Raw genomic sequence first — 16786 nt, forward strand, 5'->3', positions numbered from 1 at the left:
CTCTTGCGTACCTGACCGTAACGGTCCCTTGAACCTAGACAAGCGCTTGGTAGGGGGTATACGACTGAGCCGGGGCAGCGGTTCGGCGTGGAGGTGAGCGGTGACGGAACAGATGCGCACGTCCACGCGTGACCTGGAGGAACTGCGCGAGCGGGCGTCCCGCTGGCTGCGCGGCCGGGTCGGCGGGGACGCCACGGTGTCGGAGCTGTCGCGGCCCTCCGGCAACGGCATGTCGAGCGAGACCCTGTTCTTCACCGCCACCTGGGCCGCCGGGACGCGGCGGTGCGTGGCCAGGCTCGCACCTGCGGAGGAAGCCGTCCCGGTGTTCCCCGCCTACGATCTGCGGGCCCAGTTCGAGGTCATGCGGCTGGCCAGGGAGAAAGCTGGGATCCCAGCGCCCAGGCCGCTCTGGTTCGAGCCCGACCCCGCGCCGCTCGGGACGCCGTTCTTCGTCATGGAGCGGGCCGAGGGCGACGTGCCGCCGGACGTCATGCCGTACACGTTCGAAGGCTGGCTGCACGACGCCGCCCCCGGCGACCGGCGGCGGCTGCAGGACGCGAGCGTCGGGCTCATGGCGGCGCTACACGAGACGCCGTACACCGGACGGGACGTCGAGGTGCTCGGCCCGCTCGCCCCGGGCGGCACGGACGGCCTGCGCGCGCACGTCGAGGCCCAGCGCGCCTACTACCGGTGGGCGCACGGCGCGCGGCCCATCCCCGTGCTGGAGCGGGCCTTCGACTGGCTCGGCTCACACTGGCCGGACGACCCCGGCCCCGACGTCCTGACCTGGGGCGACGCCAGGATCGGCAACGTGATGTACCGCGATTTCACGCCGGTGGCGGTGCTCGACTGGGAGATGGCCGCCGTGGGCCCGCGCGAGCTGGACGTCTCCTGGATGATCTTCCTGCACCGCTTCTTCCAGGACCTCGCGGTGACGATGGGCCTGCCCGGCATGCCGGACTTCATGCGCCGCGACGACGTATGCCAGAAATATCGTGAAATAACTGGCTACGAGCCCCGCGACCTCGACTTCTACGAGATGTACGCCGCCCTCCGCCACGGCATCATCATGGCCCGGGTGTGGCAGCGCAGGATCCACTTCGGCGAGCAGCCCATGCCGGACGACCCCGACGACCTGGTGCTCCACCGGGCCGCCATCGAGGAGCTGCTCACCCGCTAGCGTCGTAGACCAGCAGCGCGATCTGCACCCGGTTGTTCAGGTCGAGCTTGGTCAGGATGCGCGAGACGTGCGCCTTGACCGTGGGCACGCTCATGAACAGCTCCCGCCCGATCTCGGCGTTCGACCTGCCCTGCCCCACGGCCAGCGCGACCTCGCGCTCCCGCTCGCTCAGCCGTCCGAGCAGCCCGCGCGCCCGCTCGGTGCGGTCGCGCCCGCCCCCGTCGGACACGTGCGAGATGAGCTGCCGGGTCACCGCCGGCGACAGGATCGGCTCCCCCGCGGCCACCCGCCTGAGGGCGCCGACCAGGTCGCCGGGCGGGATGTCCTTCAGCAGGAACCCGGCCGCCCCCGCGCGCAGCGCCCGCACGACCTGGGCGTCGGCGTGGAACGTGGTCAGCACCACGACCTCGGGCGGCGAAGCGGTGCGGCGCAGCGCCTCGGTCGCGGTGAGCCCGTCGACGCCCGGCATGCGGATGTCCATCAGGACGATGTGCGGCCGGTGCTCGGCCACCCGCGACGGCACCTCGGCCCCGTCGGCCGCCTCGCCCACGATCTCGATGTCCGCGGCCCCGCCCAGGATCATCGACAGCCCGGCCCGCACCATCGCGTCGTCATCCACGATCAGCACCTTGATCGGCGCGTCCATCGGCCCTCCGTCGTTCAACGTCCGTCCCCGTCCTTGTTCCCCGGCCACGGCAGCCAGGCGCGCACCCGGAACTCGCCGTCGGTCACGCCGTGCTCCAGCCGGCCGCCGGCCAGCTCGGCCCGTTCGGTCAGCCCGATGAGCCCGGCGCCCGCCCCCGGCATGCGCGGCCCGTGCCGCGACCACACCGGGTTGCGCACCTCGGCCGAGACCCCCTCGGCCGGCTCCCCCGCCACCGCCACGGCCACCGGCGCGCCGCCCGCGTGCTTGCGCGCGTTGGTGAGGGCCTCCTGCACGATGCGGTAGACGTTGCGGCCCACCCCGGCCGGGACGCCGTCGGCGGCGCCCAGGTCGAGGCGCACGTCCATGCCGGCCTGGCGGCACTCCTCGACCAGCGCGGGCAGGTCGGCGAGCGTCGGCTGCGGCCGGTCGGGCACCGGGTCGGCGGCCCCCGGCGGGGTGTGGCGGAGCACGCCGATCACCTCGCGCAGGTCCTGGAGCGCCAGGTGGGCGTTGCTCCTGATCGCCCCGGCGGCCCTGGCGACGTCCTCGGCGGGCGCGTCGGGACGGAACTCCAGCGCCCCGGCGTGCAGGCTGAGCATCGAGATGCGGTGGGCCAGCACGTCGTGCATCTCGCGGGCGATGCGCTCGCGTTCGAGCCGCTTGGCGTCCTCGGCGGCGGTCTCGGCCCGCTGCCTGAGCGACCAGACGAGCTGCCGCCTGGCACGGATGACGATGCCCCAGGCGTAGATGGTCAGCACGATCGTGACCCCGAACGCCGCCCCCCACAGCGGCGTCAGGTCCTCCTGGGGCCGCAGCAGCACGTACGGGGCCAGGGTGACCAGCGCCAGCAGCGTGACCGGCCCCGACACCTTGAACGGCCGGTGCACCGCCACGGTGAACAGCGCCACCAGCGAGGCCCCGCCGACCAGCTCCAGATAGGACGACAGCAGGATCGTCACCAGCGCGAACCCCACCGGCCAGCGCCGCCGCAGCCACACCCCCGCGCACGCCAGCGCCCCGACGATCTGCTCGACGGCCAGCAGCGGCTCTGGCTCGTTCCGGATCTCCTCCAGGCTGACGAACGTCACGCCGCAGGCCAGCAGGAACAGCGCGATGTCGGAGACCCAGTCGAGGGTCGAGCGCCGCATCCGGCCCCCGCGCCCGTCGCCGAGCAGCGTGGACGGCAACGCCCACCGGTATTCCAGGGCCGGATCGCCCTCCCCCGCAGTTCCCTCACATTCGTCGAGGTTATGCCCTGCGCGGGAGCCGGCGACAGCGACCAAAGTCGATGTCGCCGCAGACCGATGGCCGAGGCGGGCGGGCCGCCGCGGCGGCGAGTGTGGAGGGCATGAAAGCGGTGCTGGAGGCGTTCGGCTGGCTGCTGGTCCTGCAGGGGATCGGCGGCCTGATCAACACCCTGTTCGGCTGGTGGCGGTGGGCGCACGGCCTGCTCGTGGTCAACGTGCTGCCCTTCCTCGACGGTTACGAGGTCTTCGCGGCCGTCGTGATCGGGGTGCTCGGGTTCGCGCTGCTCGCGGTGGCCGGCGCGGTCGGCAGGACGGCCGGCCGGGCGGAGGAGGGGCGATGAGCGGGACCGCGCTGCGACCGCCGCGGCACCGTCCCGACCGCCGGGCGGTGGCGTGGTGGACGGTGCAGTGGCTCGTCCTCACGGTCCCCGTGGCGGCGGCGGCCGTGGGCGCGTACCTGGTGTTCACGCCGCGTACGCCGGGGCTTGGGGTGGCGGCGGGGGCGTTCGCGGCGGCGTGCCTGCTGGTGGCGCTGGCCGAGCCGCGGGCGGCCTACCGGGTGCAGCGGTGGGAGGTCACCGAGGAGGCGGTCTACGTGCGCCAGGGGTGGCTGACGCACACGTGGAAGGTGGCGCCGATGTCGCGGATCCAGCGGGTCGACACCGAGCGGGGGCCGGTGCAGCGGCTGTTCGGGCTGGCCGACGTCACGGTGACCACCGCCTCCTCCGCCGGAGCCGTCAGGATCACGGCGCTGGACCACCGGCTCGCCGCCGACCTGGCCGAACGGCTCACCGCGCGCACCCAGGCGACGCCCGGGGACGCGACGTGACCGGCTGGCAGCCGCTGTCGGGCCGGGGCCTGTGGAACGCGGCCGCCAGGTCGCTGGCGTTCGTGGCCGGCGCCGTGGCCGCGCTGGCGCGGTTCCTGGTGGGCCAGGACTGGGAACCGGGCGGCGTCGTCGCGGCGTGCGCGGGGGCCGCCGTGCTGATCGTGGCGGGGGCGGTGGCCTACGAGGCGGCCCGGCTGCGGACGACCGCCTGGCGGCTCACCTCCGACCGGCTCGAACTGCGCTCGGGCGTGACCGTCCGGCAGCACCGCTCGGTCCCGCTGGACCGGGTGCGCAGCGTGGACCTGCGCGCCGATCCGGTGCGCCGGGCGTTCGGCCTGACCGTGGTCAAGGTCGGCACGGGCGAACGCGCGGCCGAGGGCTCGGAGCTGGTGCTGGACGCCCTCGACCGGCACTCGGCCGAGATGCTGCGCCGCACGCTGCTGCGCCAGGACGCGCCCGCGCCCGAGGACGGCCCCCTCGCCGAGCTGCGCTGGTCGTGGATCCGGTACGCGCCCCTGTCGATCTGGACGTTCACCGGGGCGGCGGTGGTCCTGGGCGCGGCCTACAAGGGGCTCGGCGCCGTCGGGCTCAAGGACTTCACCGACCGGACTGCGATCGGCCTGTGGGGCTGGGTGAGCGCGCAGCCGTGGCTCGCGGTCCCGCTGGTCCTGGCGCTCAACGCGGCCGTCGGCGCGCTCGGCGCGTTCCTGCTGTACGCCGAGTCCTGGGGCCGCTACCGCCTGGAACGCGAACCCGGCCGGCTCCGGCTGCGCCGCGGGCTGCTGACCACGCGTTCGCTGACCCTGGAGGAACGGCGGCTGCGCGGCGTCGAGATCAGCGAACCGCTGCTGCTGCGGCTGGGCGGCGGCGCCCGGGTCAAGGCCGTCGCGACCGGCCTGGCCAGGACGGAGGACGAGACCGAGGACGTGGCCGCCCTCACCCCGCCGCTCCCCCGCGCCGAGGCCGCCCGCGTCGCCGCCGCGATCGCGAACACGACGGCCGACGCCGGAGCCGGGGCGGGCGCCGGCGCGAGGGGCGGCGTGGGGATCGGCGTGGGGATCGGCGTGGGGATCGGCGCGGCGGGCACGTCGTTGACCGCGCATCCGGCGGCGGCCGGGCGGCGGCGGGTCGTGCGGGCGCTGGCGGCCACGCTCGTGCTGGCGGCGGGCGCGGGGCTCGCCTGGTGGCTGCTGCCCGCGTCGTGGCCGCGCGCGTGGGTGTGGGCGGCGCCCGTCCTGGCGCTCCCGGCGGGGTTGTGGCTGGCCGCCGAGAGCCGGCGCGGTCTCGGTCACGCGCTGGGCCCGCGGCACCTGGTCATGCGGCGCGGCGCGCTGGTCCGCCGTACGGTGGCGCTGGACCGGGCCGGCATCACCGGCTGGACGTTCCGGCAGTCGTTCTTCCAGCGGCGCTCGGGCCTGCTGACCGTCTCGGCCTGCACGGCCGCGGGCGGCGGCCACTACGAGGTGCTGGACGTGGGCCGCGGCGACGGGCTCGACCTGGCGGCGCGGGCGGTGCCGGGGCTGCTGGAGCCGTTCCTGACCGGCGGCCCGCACGGCGGGCGGCAGGCCGCGTGATCCACCACGGCTGCCCATGCCCCTGTAGCGGACAAGCGTGATCGCGCGGCCCGGCGGCTTGCTTGTCAATAACGCTATTTGTCGCGCTTGCAACCGAGTTGCAGCCCTGTTGACCGTTGACGTAGATCGCCTGCCGGGAGGATGATCCCCGCGTGGTGCCAGGACCGGCGTTGTCGTGCCGCGCGCTGAGTTGCCGCGCCGGCGGACGTACGATCATCGAAGACCTCACCCTCGAGCTGGCTCCGGGTGAGCGGGTGGCGCTGATGGGCCCGTCGGGCTCGGGCAAGACCACCCTGCTCACCACGCTGGCCGGGCTGCTGCCCCCGGCCGGGGGCCGGGTGATGGTCAGGGGCGTGCCCCTCGACGAGCAGCCCGCCCTGCGCGCCGAGCTGGCGCTGGTCTTCCAGTCCTACGGCCTGCTCAGCCTGCTGACGGCCGCCGAGAACGTCGAGGTCGCCCTGCGGGCCGCGGGCCGCGCGCCGAAGGAGGCCGTCGGCCTGGCCGCGGCGGCGCTGGCGCGGGTGGGCGTGGCCAAGTTCGCCGACCATCTGGTCGAGGAGCTGTCCGGCGGCCAGCAGCAGCGGGTGGCGGTGGCCAGGGCGCTGGCGCTGCGGCCGCGGGTGCTGCTGGCCGACGAGCCGACGGCCGAGCAGGACGCCACGCATCGCGCGCTCGTCCTGGACGAGCTGCTCGCGGTGACCGGCGACGGCACCACCCTCGTCCTGGCCACGCACGACCCCGAGGTGGCCGAGCGCTGCGACCGCGTGATCCGGCTGCGCTCGGCCGTGCGCCACCACTCCGGGAGCCGTCCATGAGCGTGGTCCGGTGCGACGGGATCGTGCAGATCTACAAGGCCCAGGACGTCGAGGTCGTCGCCCTGCGCGACGTGGACCTGGTGATCGACGAGGGCGAGACCGTGGCCCTGCTCGGCCCCAGCGGCGCGGGCAAGTCGACCCTGCTCTGGCTGCTGGCCGGCCTGCTGCGCCCGAGCGCCGGCCGCCTCTGGCTGGACGGCACCGACCTGGGCCGGCTCGGCCAGCGCCGCCTCGACCGATTACGCGCCGCCCGCATCGGCGTCATGCTGCAGAACCCCGCGCGCAACCTCATCGGCTACCTCAGCGCCGCCCAGAACGTCGCCTTCGCCCAGCGGGCGGTCCGCCGCGACCGCCGCCGGGCCAGGGACCTGCTGGCCCGCGTCGGCCTGGGCGAGGCCGGCGACCGGCCCGCCGGGCGCATGTCGGGCGGCGAGCAGCAGCGGCTGGCCCTGGCCGTGGCGCTGGCCAACAAGCCCCGGCTGCTGCTCGCCGACGAGCCCACCAGCCAGCTCGACGACGGGACGGGCCGGGCCGTGGTCGAGCTGATCAAGCGGGCCGCCGCCCTCGACGGCACCACGGCCGTCGTGGTCACGCACGACACCACGGTGAGCGAGGCGCTGAGCCGCACGGTGACGATCAGGGACGGCCGGGTCGGCGCGGAGGGCAGGCGCGGGGAGGACTTCGTGGTCGTCGGCAGGGAGGGCGCGGTGCAGGTGCCGCCCGAGTACCACCACCTGCTGCCGCCGGGCTCGATGGCCAGGATCGAGCCCCTGGAGGACGGCCTCGCGCTCAGGAGGGCCGAGTCGTGATCCTGCGCGGCCTGTGGGCACGCCGTGCGTTGTCGCTGATCGTGCTGCTCATCGCGGTCGTGCCGATCGCCTCGGCGGCCGTCGGGCCGATCTACTCGGCCGCCGCCCGCACCACCATCGTCCGCGACGCCCTGCGCGCCGCGCCGGTCGAGGGCCGCGGCTGGCGCTACACCACCCACGACGGCGTCATCGAGGCCAGGCTCACCGGCATGATGGGGAACGCCGGCCTCACCGGCGCGCCGATCTACGGCATGGAGACCACCAGCGGCGGGCTGAACGACCGCCGCTCGTACTCGCTGATGTGGCAGGACGGCCAGTGCGCCCACCTGAAGGTGGTCAAGGGCCGCTGCCCGGCCGCCTCCGGCGAGGTGATGGCCAGCGAGGTGTCCGGTTTCCGGATCGGCCGCCAGGTGCGGCTGGCCTCGCTGGTCCGCGGCGGCTTCGGCGAGGCCAGGCGTACGCCGATGCCGCTGACCGTGGTCGGCGTCTACCGTCCCGGCTCGCCCGACGACCCCTACTGGTTCGGCCGGCCGCTGTTCTCCGCGCCCGGGCCGGCCGCCGCCGAGGACCGGGTGGACCCGCTGTTCACCGTCCCGCAGACCAGGCAGGACAGCTACGCGGTCGCCGGCTCGGGCGACTACGTCAACCCCGCCGACGGCGCGGGCGGCTGGACCGACTACGGCATCGTCTACCTCGACGTCGACCGGCTGACCGGCGCCGACCTCGGCACGCTGGCCGCCGTGCAGGCCGCCGCCGAGGCCGACGGCCGGGGCTCCAAGGACATCGTCTTCTCCCGCGTCGGCGACACGCTCAAGGGCATGACCGCCAACACCGGCTCGCTCGGGGTGCCGACGCTGCTGGTCATCGCCCAGCTCGTCGGGCTCGGCTGGATGTTGTTGTTCCAGACCGTGGGCGACCTGGTCAGGGCGCGCGGCCCGGAGATCGCGCTGGCCCGGCTGCGCGGTCACGGCCGGGCCCGGGTGTGGCGCTTCGCGCTGACCGAGCCGCTGCTGCTGCTGGCCCTGGCCGTCCCGCTCGGGCTGCTGCTCGGACGGGCCGCGGCGGGCGCGGTGATCGCCGCGCTGCTGTCGAAGGGCGTGCCCGTCGAGTTCCCCCCGGAGGCCGTGCTGGCGGGCGTGGCGGCCATGCTGGGCGGCGTGCTGGCCGCGGCGTCGGCGGCCTGGCGCACCGCGACACGGCCGGTCACCGAGGAGTGGCGGCGCACCCCGCGCAGATCGGCGCGTGGCTGGCTGCTGGACTCCGTGGTGCTGGCGATCACCGCGATCGGCCTGGTCGAGCTGCTGGCCACGAACGTGATCACCGACGCCTCGCAGCAGAGCTCGGCCGCGATGGCCGTCCCCGGGCTGATCGCGCTCGGCGTGGCGCTGCTGGCCAGCCGGGCGCTGCCGGTGCTGGCCAGGCGGCTGTTCGGGCTGACCAGGCGGCACGGCGGGCTCGGGCCGTTCCTCGCGCTGCGCCAGGTGGCCAGGGGGCCGGTGGCCGCGGGCAGCGTGATCGTGCTGGGGGCGGCGTTCGGGCTGGCCACGTTCGCGGTGTCGGCCTGGAGCGCGACGCAGGGCGACTACCGGCAGACGGCGACGTTCCACAACGGCGCGCCCACCGCCCTGACCATCAGGCCCGTCGAGCCCACCAGGCTGCGGGCGGCGGTCGAGGCGGCCGATCCCGGCGGCCGGCGGGCCGTCCCGGTGATCAGGGTGCCGGGCACCCCGCAGCTCGTGGCCGCCGACGCGGCGCGGCTGGCCGCGGTCGCCAACTGGCAGCCCGGCCTGGCGGGCGGCACCTCGCTGGCCCGGGCCGCCGCCGCGCTGGCGGGCCCGGACACCGCGCGCATGTGGCTGAAGGGCGAGCGGCTGCGGGTGACCGTCCGGCACGACCGGCCGCCCAAGGGCTGGGACGTGCGCCTGTTCGCCACCCTGCGTGTGCGCGACGAGCTGCGGCCCTCCTCGCTGCCGCTCGGGACGCTCGCCGGGCGCGGCGGCGCCCACGAGTGGAACCTGCCGCCCGCCTGCCGGGACGGCGGCTGCGAGCTGCGCGCCTTCCGCGGCGAGGCGGTCCCGCCCGAGCAGTACGTCGAGGCCGCCTACGTGCGCACCTCGGTCACCGAGGTCTCCGTGCGCGAGGGCGGCCGCTGGCGGACCCTGAAGCAGCCGCCCTGGCGCGTGGACGAGGCCCCCGACAAGCAGGACGGCGTCTTCGCGATCACGATGACGGGCAACCAGACGCTGCGCCCGGCCACGTACGCGCCCGTGCTGCCGGCGATCTCCGTCGGCGACGTCGGCCGCCGGGTCGTGCCCGGCCTGGACGGCGCGTTCGCCTCGGGCGTGCGCACCGCCGTCGCCGCGGCCGCCGCGCCCGGCCTGACCGACACCGGCGTGCTCGTCGACCTCGAACAGGCCGACAGGATGTCCTACGGCGTGCACGCCAAGGCCGAGTACCAGATCTGGACCCGCGAGTCCGACACCGCTTCGCTGGAGGCGGCCCTGCGCGCGCAGGGGCTGAGCGTGATCTCCCGCCGCAGCGCCGCGGAGCTGGCCACCTCGTTCGCCGGTCAGGGGCCGGGCCTGGCCCTGCTGTTGCTGCTGGTGGCCGCCCTGTCGGCGGCGGTGCTGGCGCTCGGCAGGACCGTGCTGGCCCTGCACACGGCCGCCAAGCGGCGCGGGTACGAGCTGGCCGCGCTGGAGGCTTCGGGCGCGCGGGTGGCGGCGCTGCGGGTCGCGCTGCTGCTGGAGCAGGTGATCACGGTGGCCGCCGGCACGCTGGCCGGGCTCGCCGCCGGGCTGACGGCGGCCAAGGTGGCGCTGGGCCGCATCCCGCAGTTCACCGTGCCGCCGGGCACGCCGCCGCTGCCGCACGAGGTCGGTGCGGTGCCCGTCGCCCTTGTCGTCGGCGCGGCCCTGCTGGTCAGCCTGCTGGTCGCGGGCGTGGTGTCGGAGCTGCTCCTGCGCGGCATCCGCGTCGAACGGCTACGCGAGGCCCCCGCGTGACGTGCGGGTGAGGACCGCCTGACGCCCCCCGCCTGACGCCCGCGCCCTGACCTCCGCCGCGCGGGCTCAGCTGCCGGCGGGCTGCTTGGCCAGCTCGGCCAGGTACGCCCGTGCCAGGGCGAGCGCGCCGTCCTGCGCCTCCTTCCGCGGCATGAGCCGGACCTTGGGCGAGTTCGCCGGCTCGCTCTTCGGCCGCTCGGCGCCGGAGTAGTCGACCCTGACCACCAGCGCGCCGGTACGCGCGATCACCGTGCCGCTGGAGGCCGACACCTCGCCCTGCCTGGTCTGCACGAACTGGCCGTAGGCCTGGTCGCCGAGCCCCTTGATGTCACTCAGGTCGCCCCAGGTGATGCCGCCGATGGACGATCCGGCGGTGTTCTTGTCGCCGCCGTACTCACCGGCGTAGTACGCCTTGGCCGCACCCGGGTCGATCGCGCCCGCCCGATTGGTGAAGCGGTGGGTGGTGATCAGCATGCTGCGGATCCTGACCTTCCCGGCGGTGCCCGGCAGGTCGAGGTTGAGCCAGCGGCACTCGGTCTCGTCGTCGTTGCCCGACTCGGTGGCGCGCGCCCTCGTGGCCGGCTTCGGCACCAGGCGGGTGACGGCCTCCGTGACGGCCTGGCAGGCGGGCGGGAAGGCGGCCAGCTCCGTCGGCGAGGGCGTCGGGCGGGCGGTCGGGCTCTGGGTGGCCGCGGCCTGGTCGGGCTTGGCCGGCACGCCGGGATGTTGCGCCTGCCAGGCGGCCACGCCCTTGGCGAAGTACGCGATCAGGCCGCCGACCTCGCGGATCGCGTTCTCCTCGGTGATGGACCTGGTGCTCTCGTTGGACAGGATCCGCGCGTCCTTGCGCTGCTGCCCGGCCTGGAACTTGACCCGGATCGTCATGTCCCCGACCTGGGCGTGGGCCTGGCCGAAGGAGTACCACAGCAGCTTGCCGTCGCGCCGCCAGGTGTACTGGGCGAACGCGCCCTCACCGACGCCGGGGACGTCCTTGACCGGGGAGACGTACTCCTTCTCGTCGGGGTCTAGCGAGGGCTTGGCGGTGGCGCCGTACTTGGCGCCGCGGTAGTCCGTCTCGTAGGAGTTCTGGGCCATCGAGCGGCCGGTCTTGGCGCCCTCACCCTTGTGCTGCTCGATCCTGACGTCGATCTCCCTGCTGCGCCAGAACTCGCCGAACGAGATGCGCTGGTTCTGCCAGTTGCAGGTGAAAGCGACCGTGTAGTCGGAGTCCCTGGAGGACTTGGTCACCGTCGCGCCGGGCGCCAGCCGTTCGGCCTCGTCCACGGGCAGCATCGAGCAGGCGTCCGGGCCGGGCGCGGCGGCGACCGGCACCACGGACCGCGCCGCCGACGACGACGGCCCGGCGGCCGTCCCGGCGCCGCCCTTGCCGGACAGCAGCAGGTAGGCCCCCACGCCGCCGCCGGCCACGACCACCACGAGCGCCGCGGCGAGGGTGGGCGGCAACCACGCCGGGCGGCGTCCTGGCCGGCCGGCGGGCGGCCCCGGCGGCCCGCCCATCGGCCCGGTCGGCCCGGTCGGCCCGGTGGGCGGCGACCCCGGCGGCGCCCACCGCGGCTCCACCGGCGGCCCCCACTGCTGACCGGGCTGCGGACCGGGCTGCGAACCGGACTGGGGACCGGACTGGGGACCCGACTGCGGGCGAGGCGGCGGGCCCGGTTGTGGCGCGGGGGGCGAACCGGGCGGCGGCGTCGGCGGCCTTCCCTGCGGCTCGAACCGCCGGCCCGGCACCGGATGAGGGGTGGTCGGCGGCTCGTACTCGCTACCGGGATTCACTGCGACTCCTGAGGTTGCCCTGACTTGCGGTGAGACATGGCGAAACGCCCCTTGCGGCACGCCTGACGGTCATCCCGGCAGCGCCCCGGAGACCAGCCGGGCGATCCGCAGGGCCGTCTCCTTGTCGACCGGCGTCTTCACCGACACCTCGTCACGGTGCCAGACCACCTCGCCGAGCAGGTTGCTGGAACGGAAGAGCACGGTGCTGTCGGACCGGCCGACCGTGCTGGAGGACATCAACAGCTGGAACCGGTTCTGCACGAACGCCGCCTCCCCCACCCCCGCGACGTCGACGACCTCGCCGGCGGCCGCCCGCGCCCGGGTGCCCTGCGCCGCGTTCCTGGTGCCCTTCTCGCTGGTGAACCGGCGCGCGGCCACCTGCGGCCCGCCGAGGTCGCCGTCGGGCTTCTCGATCCAGGTGCGTACGGTGATCCGCCGGCCCCGCCGCTCCTCCAGCCCCGCGACCCACTGGCACTCGCCGTCCCGCGTGGCGCTGCGCCGGACGACGCCCTGCGCCAGCTCGGCGGCCTGGGCGTCGGTCAGCAGGCGGCAGGGGTCGGGGGCGGCGGCGTACCGGCCGGTCTCCGGCTGACCGGCCAGGGCGTCCACGGCGTACCAGCCGGCGCCGAGCACCGCGACGCCGGACGCGACGGCCACCGGCAGCAACCACCGCCTGCGACGCCCGGGGATCGGGCCAGAGCGCACCGGCGCGCCGCTGAGCACCTGCCGGACCTGGGCCGCCGTGGGACGGGCGGCGGGCTCCTTGGCCAGCATCGCCATGAGCAGCCCGCCGAACTCGCGGCCCGCCCGCGCGGGGAAGGGCGGGTCGTGCAGCAGCACCGCCGCCGCGACCGCCGCGGGAAGCTGCCGCTCGAACGGCGCCCGCCCCTCCACGGCGGTGTACAGGCTCGCGCCCAGCGACCACAGGTCGGACTCCGGGCCCGGCGCCTGCTCGTTGAGCCGCTCGGGCGCCATGTAGCCGGGCGAGCCGCCGCTGCCGGCGCCCTCGCCCTGACCGCCCAGGGGGACGGCGATGCCGAAGTCGGTCAGCATCGCCGAGCCGTCGGCGTCGAGCAGGATGTTGGCCGGCTTGACGTCGTGGTGGAGGATGCCGTGGGAGTGCGCGACCTCAAGCGCCGACAGCACCTGCAGCCCGATGCGGGCCGCGTACGGGGGCGGCAGCGGGCCGTTCTCACTGATCACCTTGTCCAGGGACCGGCCGGTGACCAGGTCCATGATGATCCACGGCTGGTCGCCGTCGAGCACCACGTCGTGCACGAGCACGATGGCCGGGTCGCGCAGGCGTCCGGCCGACCTGGCCTCGTGGATGGCGCGGCCGGCGAACTCGGCCCGCTGGTGGGGGCTCAGCCCCGGCGGCACCCGCACCTGCTTGACGGCGACCTCGCGGTCGAGCGTCTCGTCCAGCGCCCGCCACACGGTGCCCGCGCCGCCCTGCCCGAGCTGCTCGACCAGCCGGTAACGGCCGGCCAGCAGGTAGTGGTCACTTCGCACGGCGCAACGCCTGCTCGCTCGCCCGTGCCGCCTTGATCGCCGCCTGCCGGACGTCCTCGTCGGTCGGCTTGTCGGCCAGGGTGGCGTACTGGACGGCCACCACCAGGTTGGCGATCCGGTAGTAGACGTGAGCCGAGTGGACGCGGCCGGTCCTGCCCTTCAGCTCGAACGCGAACGCCTCCTCGCCCAGACCCGCCAGGTCGTGGACGGTGGTGCGCGTGGAGCGCATGTTGGTCTTGACGCCGATCTCGGGCCAGGTCCAGTCGATCTGGTCGTACTTGGCCCAGTAGCGCTTCTGGTTCTGGAACAGGGTGCGGGCGGTGGCGGCGGTCATCGACCAGGGATCGACGGTGTCGGAGTCCTTCTGCACCTGCAGCCCGACGCCGGTGCCGGCGGCCGGCCAGCCGCACTCCGGGCCCACCTCGTTGCTGTCCGGCTGGGCCTTGGGCGGGCTCTGGGTGCGCAGCAGGCCGCCGACGTCCTGCGGGGTGAGCAGGGTGCACACGTCCATCGGCACGGTGAACGCGGCCGGCGGCCCGTCGTCGTCGCGCAGCACGACGAAGCCGGTGGCCCCGGCGGCGACCACGAGCACGGCCGCGACCGCGCCCCATAGCAGCAGCGGCCGCCCGCGCCGCCCCACCCGGCGGGGCGCGGTCGCCTGCTCGCCGGCCCCCAGGACCGGCGGCCGGCCGCCCGCGGCCACCTGCCTGAGCGCGTGCACGACGTTGCGCGGATCGGGACGGGTGCCCGGATCGCGTGCCATCATGGCCGCCAGCAGCGGCCCGAGCGGCCCAGGCGCGAGCGGCACCGGCTGCGTCACGGTCGCCCTTACCCGCTCGGCGACCGAGCCCGGGTAGGCGTTCCCGCCGGTCACGGCGACGAACAGGGTCGCGCCGAGCGACCACAGGTCGCTGGACGGGCCGCCGGGCTCGCCCTCCAGCCGCTCGGGCGCGATGAACCCGGGCGAGCCGATCATGCGCCCCTGCTCGGTGAGCGTGGACTGGCCCTCCTGCCGGGCGATGCCGAAGTCGGTCAGCACCACCCTGCCGCTGTCGGTGATGAACACGTTGCCCGGCTTCACGTCGCGGTGCTGCAGCCCCTGCGTGTGGGCGGCCTGCAACGCCTCCAGCACGTCGGCGCCGACGCGGGCGGCGTACTCGGGGGGCATGGGGCCGAACTCGCGCACGGTGTCGGCCAGCGTACGGCCCCGCAGCAGCTCCATGACCAGCCACGGCCGCTCGTGCTCGACGATGACGTCGTGCAGCGCCACGATGCCGGGATGGCGCAGCCGGGCGGTGGCCTGCGCCTCGCGCACGGCCCTGGTGACCGCGTCGGCGCGGTCCTTGGGCGGCATGCCCTCGGGCAGGGTGAGCTCCTTGACCGCGACCTCGCGGTCGAGCATCTCGTCCTTGGCCAGCCACACCTTCCCCATGCCGCCTGCGCCGAGTGGGCGCAGCAGGGCGTAGCGGCCGGCAAGTCTTCCCGCGGACATAAAGGGAAGGGTAACTAAGGATCAAGAAGGATGGTTATTCGAGCACGTTTCCCGTTCACCCTCCTTTGTCCTCCCGGCCTCTTTCCCCGCGCTTCGGCGTGGTCCGCCGGAGTAACTGTCGGTCCCCCTCTCTATGGTCTTGGAACGTGGACGCGGTACAAGGCACCCTCGACGAGCTCGGCACCCCGCTGAGCGACGTCACGTTCGTCGTGTTCGACCTCGAGACCACCGGCGGCTCGCCGGCCGAAGACTCGATCACCGAGATCGGCGCGGTCAAGGTGCGGGCGGGTGAGGTGCTGGGCGAGTTCTCCACGCTGGTCGACCCCGGGGGCCGATCCCGCCGTTCATCTCGGTGCTGACCGGCATCACCGACGCCATGGTGGTGGCCGCCCCGCGCATCGAGGCGGTGCTGCCGAGCTTCCTCGAGTTCATCAAGGGCTCCACGCTGGTGGCCCACAACGCGGGCTTCGACACCCGCTTCGTCAAGGCCGCCTGCGCCGCGCACGGCTACCCCCCGCCCGCCAATCCGGTCGTCGACACCGTCGACCTGGCCCGGCGGGTGCTGACCCGCGACGAGACGCCCAACGCCAAGCTGTCCACCCTGGCCCGGTTCTTCCGCAGCCCCACCGAGCCGTGCCACCGCGCCCTGCAGGACGCCAGGGCCACCGTCGACGTGCTCCACGGGCTGATCGAGCGGGCCGGCTCCTTCCAGGTCCACACGCTGGAAGAGCTGAAGTCGTTCGTCCGCGCCCCCACGCCGGAGCAGCAGCGCAAGCGCCACCTGGCCGAGTCCGTCCCGCACGCCCCCGGCGTCTACTTCTTCGAGGACGACCGCGGCGAGGTGCTCTACATCGGCAAGAGCACCAACCTGCGCAACCGCGTGCGCTCCTACTTCACGGCCGGCGAGACCCGGCCGCGCATCCGCGAGATGATCGGCATCGCCGAGCGCGTGCGCCACGTCGTCTGCGCCACCGGGCTGGAGGCCGAGGTCAGGGAGCTGCGGCTGATCGGCGGCGCCAAGCCGCGCTACAACCGCCGCTCGCGCTTCCCGGAGAAGATGGTCTGGCTCAAGCTCACCGCCGGCCCCTTCCCCCGCCTGTCGATCGTGCGCGAGCTGAAGGACGACGACGCCACCTACCTCGGCCCGTTCAGCAGCTCCCGCCTGGCCGACGAGGCCCGCATCGCCCTGCACGAGGCCGTGCCGCTGCGCCAGTGCACCCAGCCGATCAGCCTGCGCACCCGCCGGGCCGCCTGCGTCCTGCACGAGATGGGCCGCTGCGGCGCGCCCTGCGCGGGCAAGGAGAGCCCGGAGGAGTACGCGGCGCACGTCGAGAGCGCCCGCCGGGCCATGACCTCCGACGCCTCGCTCGTCTACACCGCCGTGTCGGCCCGCATGGAGCGCCTGTCGGTCGAGCAGCGCTACGAGGAGGCGTCCGTCGACCGTGACCGGCTGGCCGCGTTCGTCCGGGCGGCGGCCCGCATGCAGCGCCTGAGCGCCATCACCCGCATCCCCGAGCTCGTGGCCGCCAGCCCGGCCTTCGACGGCGGCTGGGACATCCACGTCGTCCGCTACGGCCGGCTGGCCGCGGCGGGCGTGATGCCGAAGGGCGCCCATCCCACGCCGTTCGTCGCCTCGCTCAAGGCGATGGCGGAGGCCGTCATCCCGGGCCCCGGCCCGGTGCACGCGGCCAGCGCCGAGGAGACCGAGTGCATCCTGCGCTGGCTGGAGTCGCCGGGCGTGCGGCTGGTCGAGGTCGACGGCGTGTGGTCGATGCCCGCCCGGGGCGCCGCCCGCCACAAGGCCCGCATCGACCTGGCCTACCGCGGGCTTGATCAGCGGCGCGACCGAGAGGGACGGCCTTTGCGATGACCGGATACAGTTA

At 74.8% G+C, this 16786-nt stretch carries 12 protein-coding genes and 1 pseudogene; 8 read left to right on the forward strand and 5 right to left on the reverse strand.

Going from position 1 to position 16786, the window contains the following annotated elements:
- The first annotated feature begins 100 nt into the window (after positions 1-100).
- Positions 101-1180, forward strand: coding sequence for a phosphotransferase family protein (locus ACNF49_RS42970; RefSeq protein ID WP_482941323.1), 1080 nt, complete (start codon positions 101-103; stop codon positions 1178-1180).
- On the opposite strand, the gene ACNF49_RS42975 is transcribed toward ACNF49_RS42970, so the two are convergent.
- Complete coding sequence (locus ACNF49_RS42975; RefSeq protein ID WP_357967738.1) at positions 1170-1826, reverse strand: response regulator; 657 nt, start codon at positions 1824-1826, stop codon at positions 1170-1172. The genes ACNF49_RS42970 and ACNF49_RS42975 overlap by 11 nt on opposite strands.
- A gap of 14 nt (positions 1827-1840) precedes the next feature.
- A complete protein-coding gene (locus ACNF49_RS42980; protein WP_482941324.1) occupies positions 1841-3013 on the reverse strand; it encodes a sensor histidine kinase in 1173 nt (390 codons plus the stop codon).
- A 161-nt stretch (positions 3014-3174) separates the two neighbouring features.
- On the opposite strand from ACNF49_RS42980, the gene ACNF49_RS42985 reads away from it, so the two are divergent.
- From ACNF49_RS42985 to ACNF49_RS43010, 6 genes are all read left to right on the forward strand, one after another.
- The gene (locus tag ACNF49_RS42985) at positions 3175-3414 is read left to right on the forward strand and encodes a hypothetical protein (protein WP_357967733.1); all 240 of its coding nucleotides are present in this window, start codon (positions 3175-3177) and stop codon (positions 3412-3414) included.
- Positions 3411-3902, forward strand: coding sequence for a PH domain-containing protein (locus tag ACNF49_RS42990; protein WP_357967731.1), 492 nt, complete (start codon positions 3411-3413; stop codon positions 3900-3902). The genes ACNF49_RS42985 and ACNF49_RS42990 overlap by 4 nt, the downstream gene beginning before the upstream one ends.
- On the forward strand, positions 3899-5476 hold the full coding sequence (locus ACNF49_RS42995; RefSeq protein ID WP_482941325.1) for a PH domain-containing protein: 1578 nt from the start codon (positions 3899-3901) through the stop codon (positions 5474-5476). Before ACNF49_RS42990 ends, ACNF49_RS42995 begins: the two co-directional genes overlap by 4 nt.
- 152 nt (positions 5477-5628) lie before the next feature.
- Positions 5629-6291 (forward strand): ATP-binding cassette domain-containing protein, encoded by a 663-nt coding sequence (locus tag ACNF49_RS43000; RefSeq protein WP_357967725.1) that lies wholly within the window; start codon positions 5629-5631, stop codon positions 6289-6291.
- Entirely contained in the window at positions 6288-7100 is an 813-nt protein-coding gene (locus tag ACNF49_RS43005) for an ABC transporter ATP-binding protein (RefSeq protein WP_482941326.1), read from the forward strand. The genes ACNF49_RS43000 and ACNF49_RS43005 overlap by 4 nt, the downstream gene beginning before the upstream one ends.
- The gene (locus ACNF49_RS43010) at positions 7097-10105 is read left to right on the forward strand and encodes an FtsX-like permease family protein (RefSeq protein ID WP_482941327.1); all 3009 of its coding nucleotides are present in this window, start codon (positions 7097-7099) and stop codon (positions 10103-10105) included. Before ACNF49_RS43005 ends, ACNF49_RS43010 begins: the two co-directional genes overlap by 4 nt.
- A gap of 66 nt (positions 10106-10171) precedes the next feature.
- Here ACNF49_RS43010 and ACNF49_RS43015 read toward each other — a convergent pair whose 3' ends face one another.
- From ACNF49_RS43015 to ACNF49_RS43025, 3 genes are all read right to left on the reverse strand, one after another.
- Positions 10172-11686 carry a hypothetical protein gene (locus ACNF49_RS43015; RefSeq protein WP_482941328.1) on the reverse strand — a complete coding sequence of 505 codons (1515 nt, stop codon included), beginning with the start codon at positions 11684-11686 and terminating at the stop codon, positions 10172-10174.
- 282 nt (positions 11687-11968) lie between these two features.
- The gene (locus ACNF49_RS43020) at positions 11969-13411 is read right to left on the reverse strand and encodes a serine/threonine-protein kinase (protein WP_482941329.1); all 1443 of its coding nucleotides are present in this window, start codon (positions 13409-13411) and stop codon (positions 11969-11971) included.
- The gene (locus ACNF49_RS43025; protein WP_482941330.1) at positions 13401-14903 is read right to left on the reverse strand and encodes a serine/threonine-protein kinase; all 1503 of its coding nucleotides are present in this window, start codon (positions 14901-14903) and stop codon (positions 13401-13403) included. Before ACNF49_RS43025 ends, ACNF49_RS43020 begins: the two co-directional genes overlap by 11 nt.
- A 146-nt stretch (positions 14904-15049) precedes the next feature.
- Here ACNF49_RS43025 and ACNF49_RS43030 point away from each other — a divergent pair.
- Positions 15050-16773: pseudogene (locus ACNF49_RS43030) on the forward strand (DEDD exonuclease domain-containing protein).
- Positions 16774-16786: the final 13 nt, after the last annotated feature.

The organism is Actinomadura sp. ATCC 39365 (assembly GCF_054392275.1).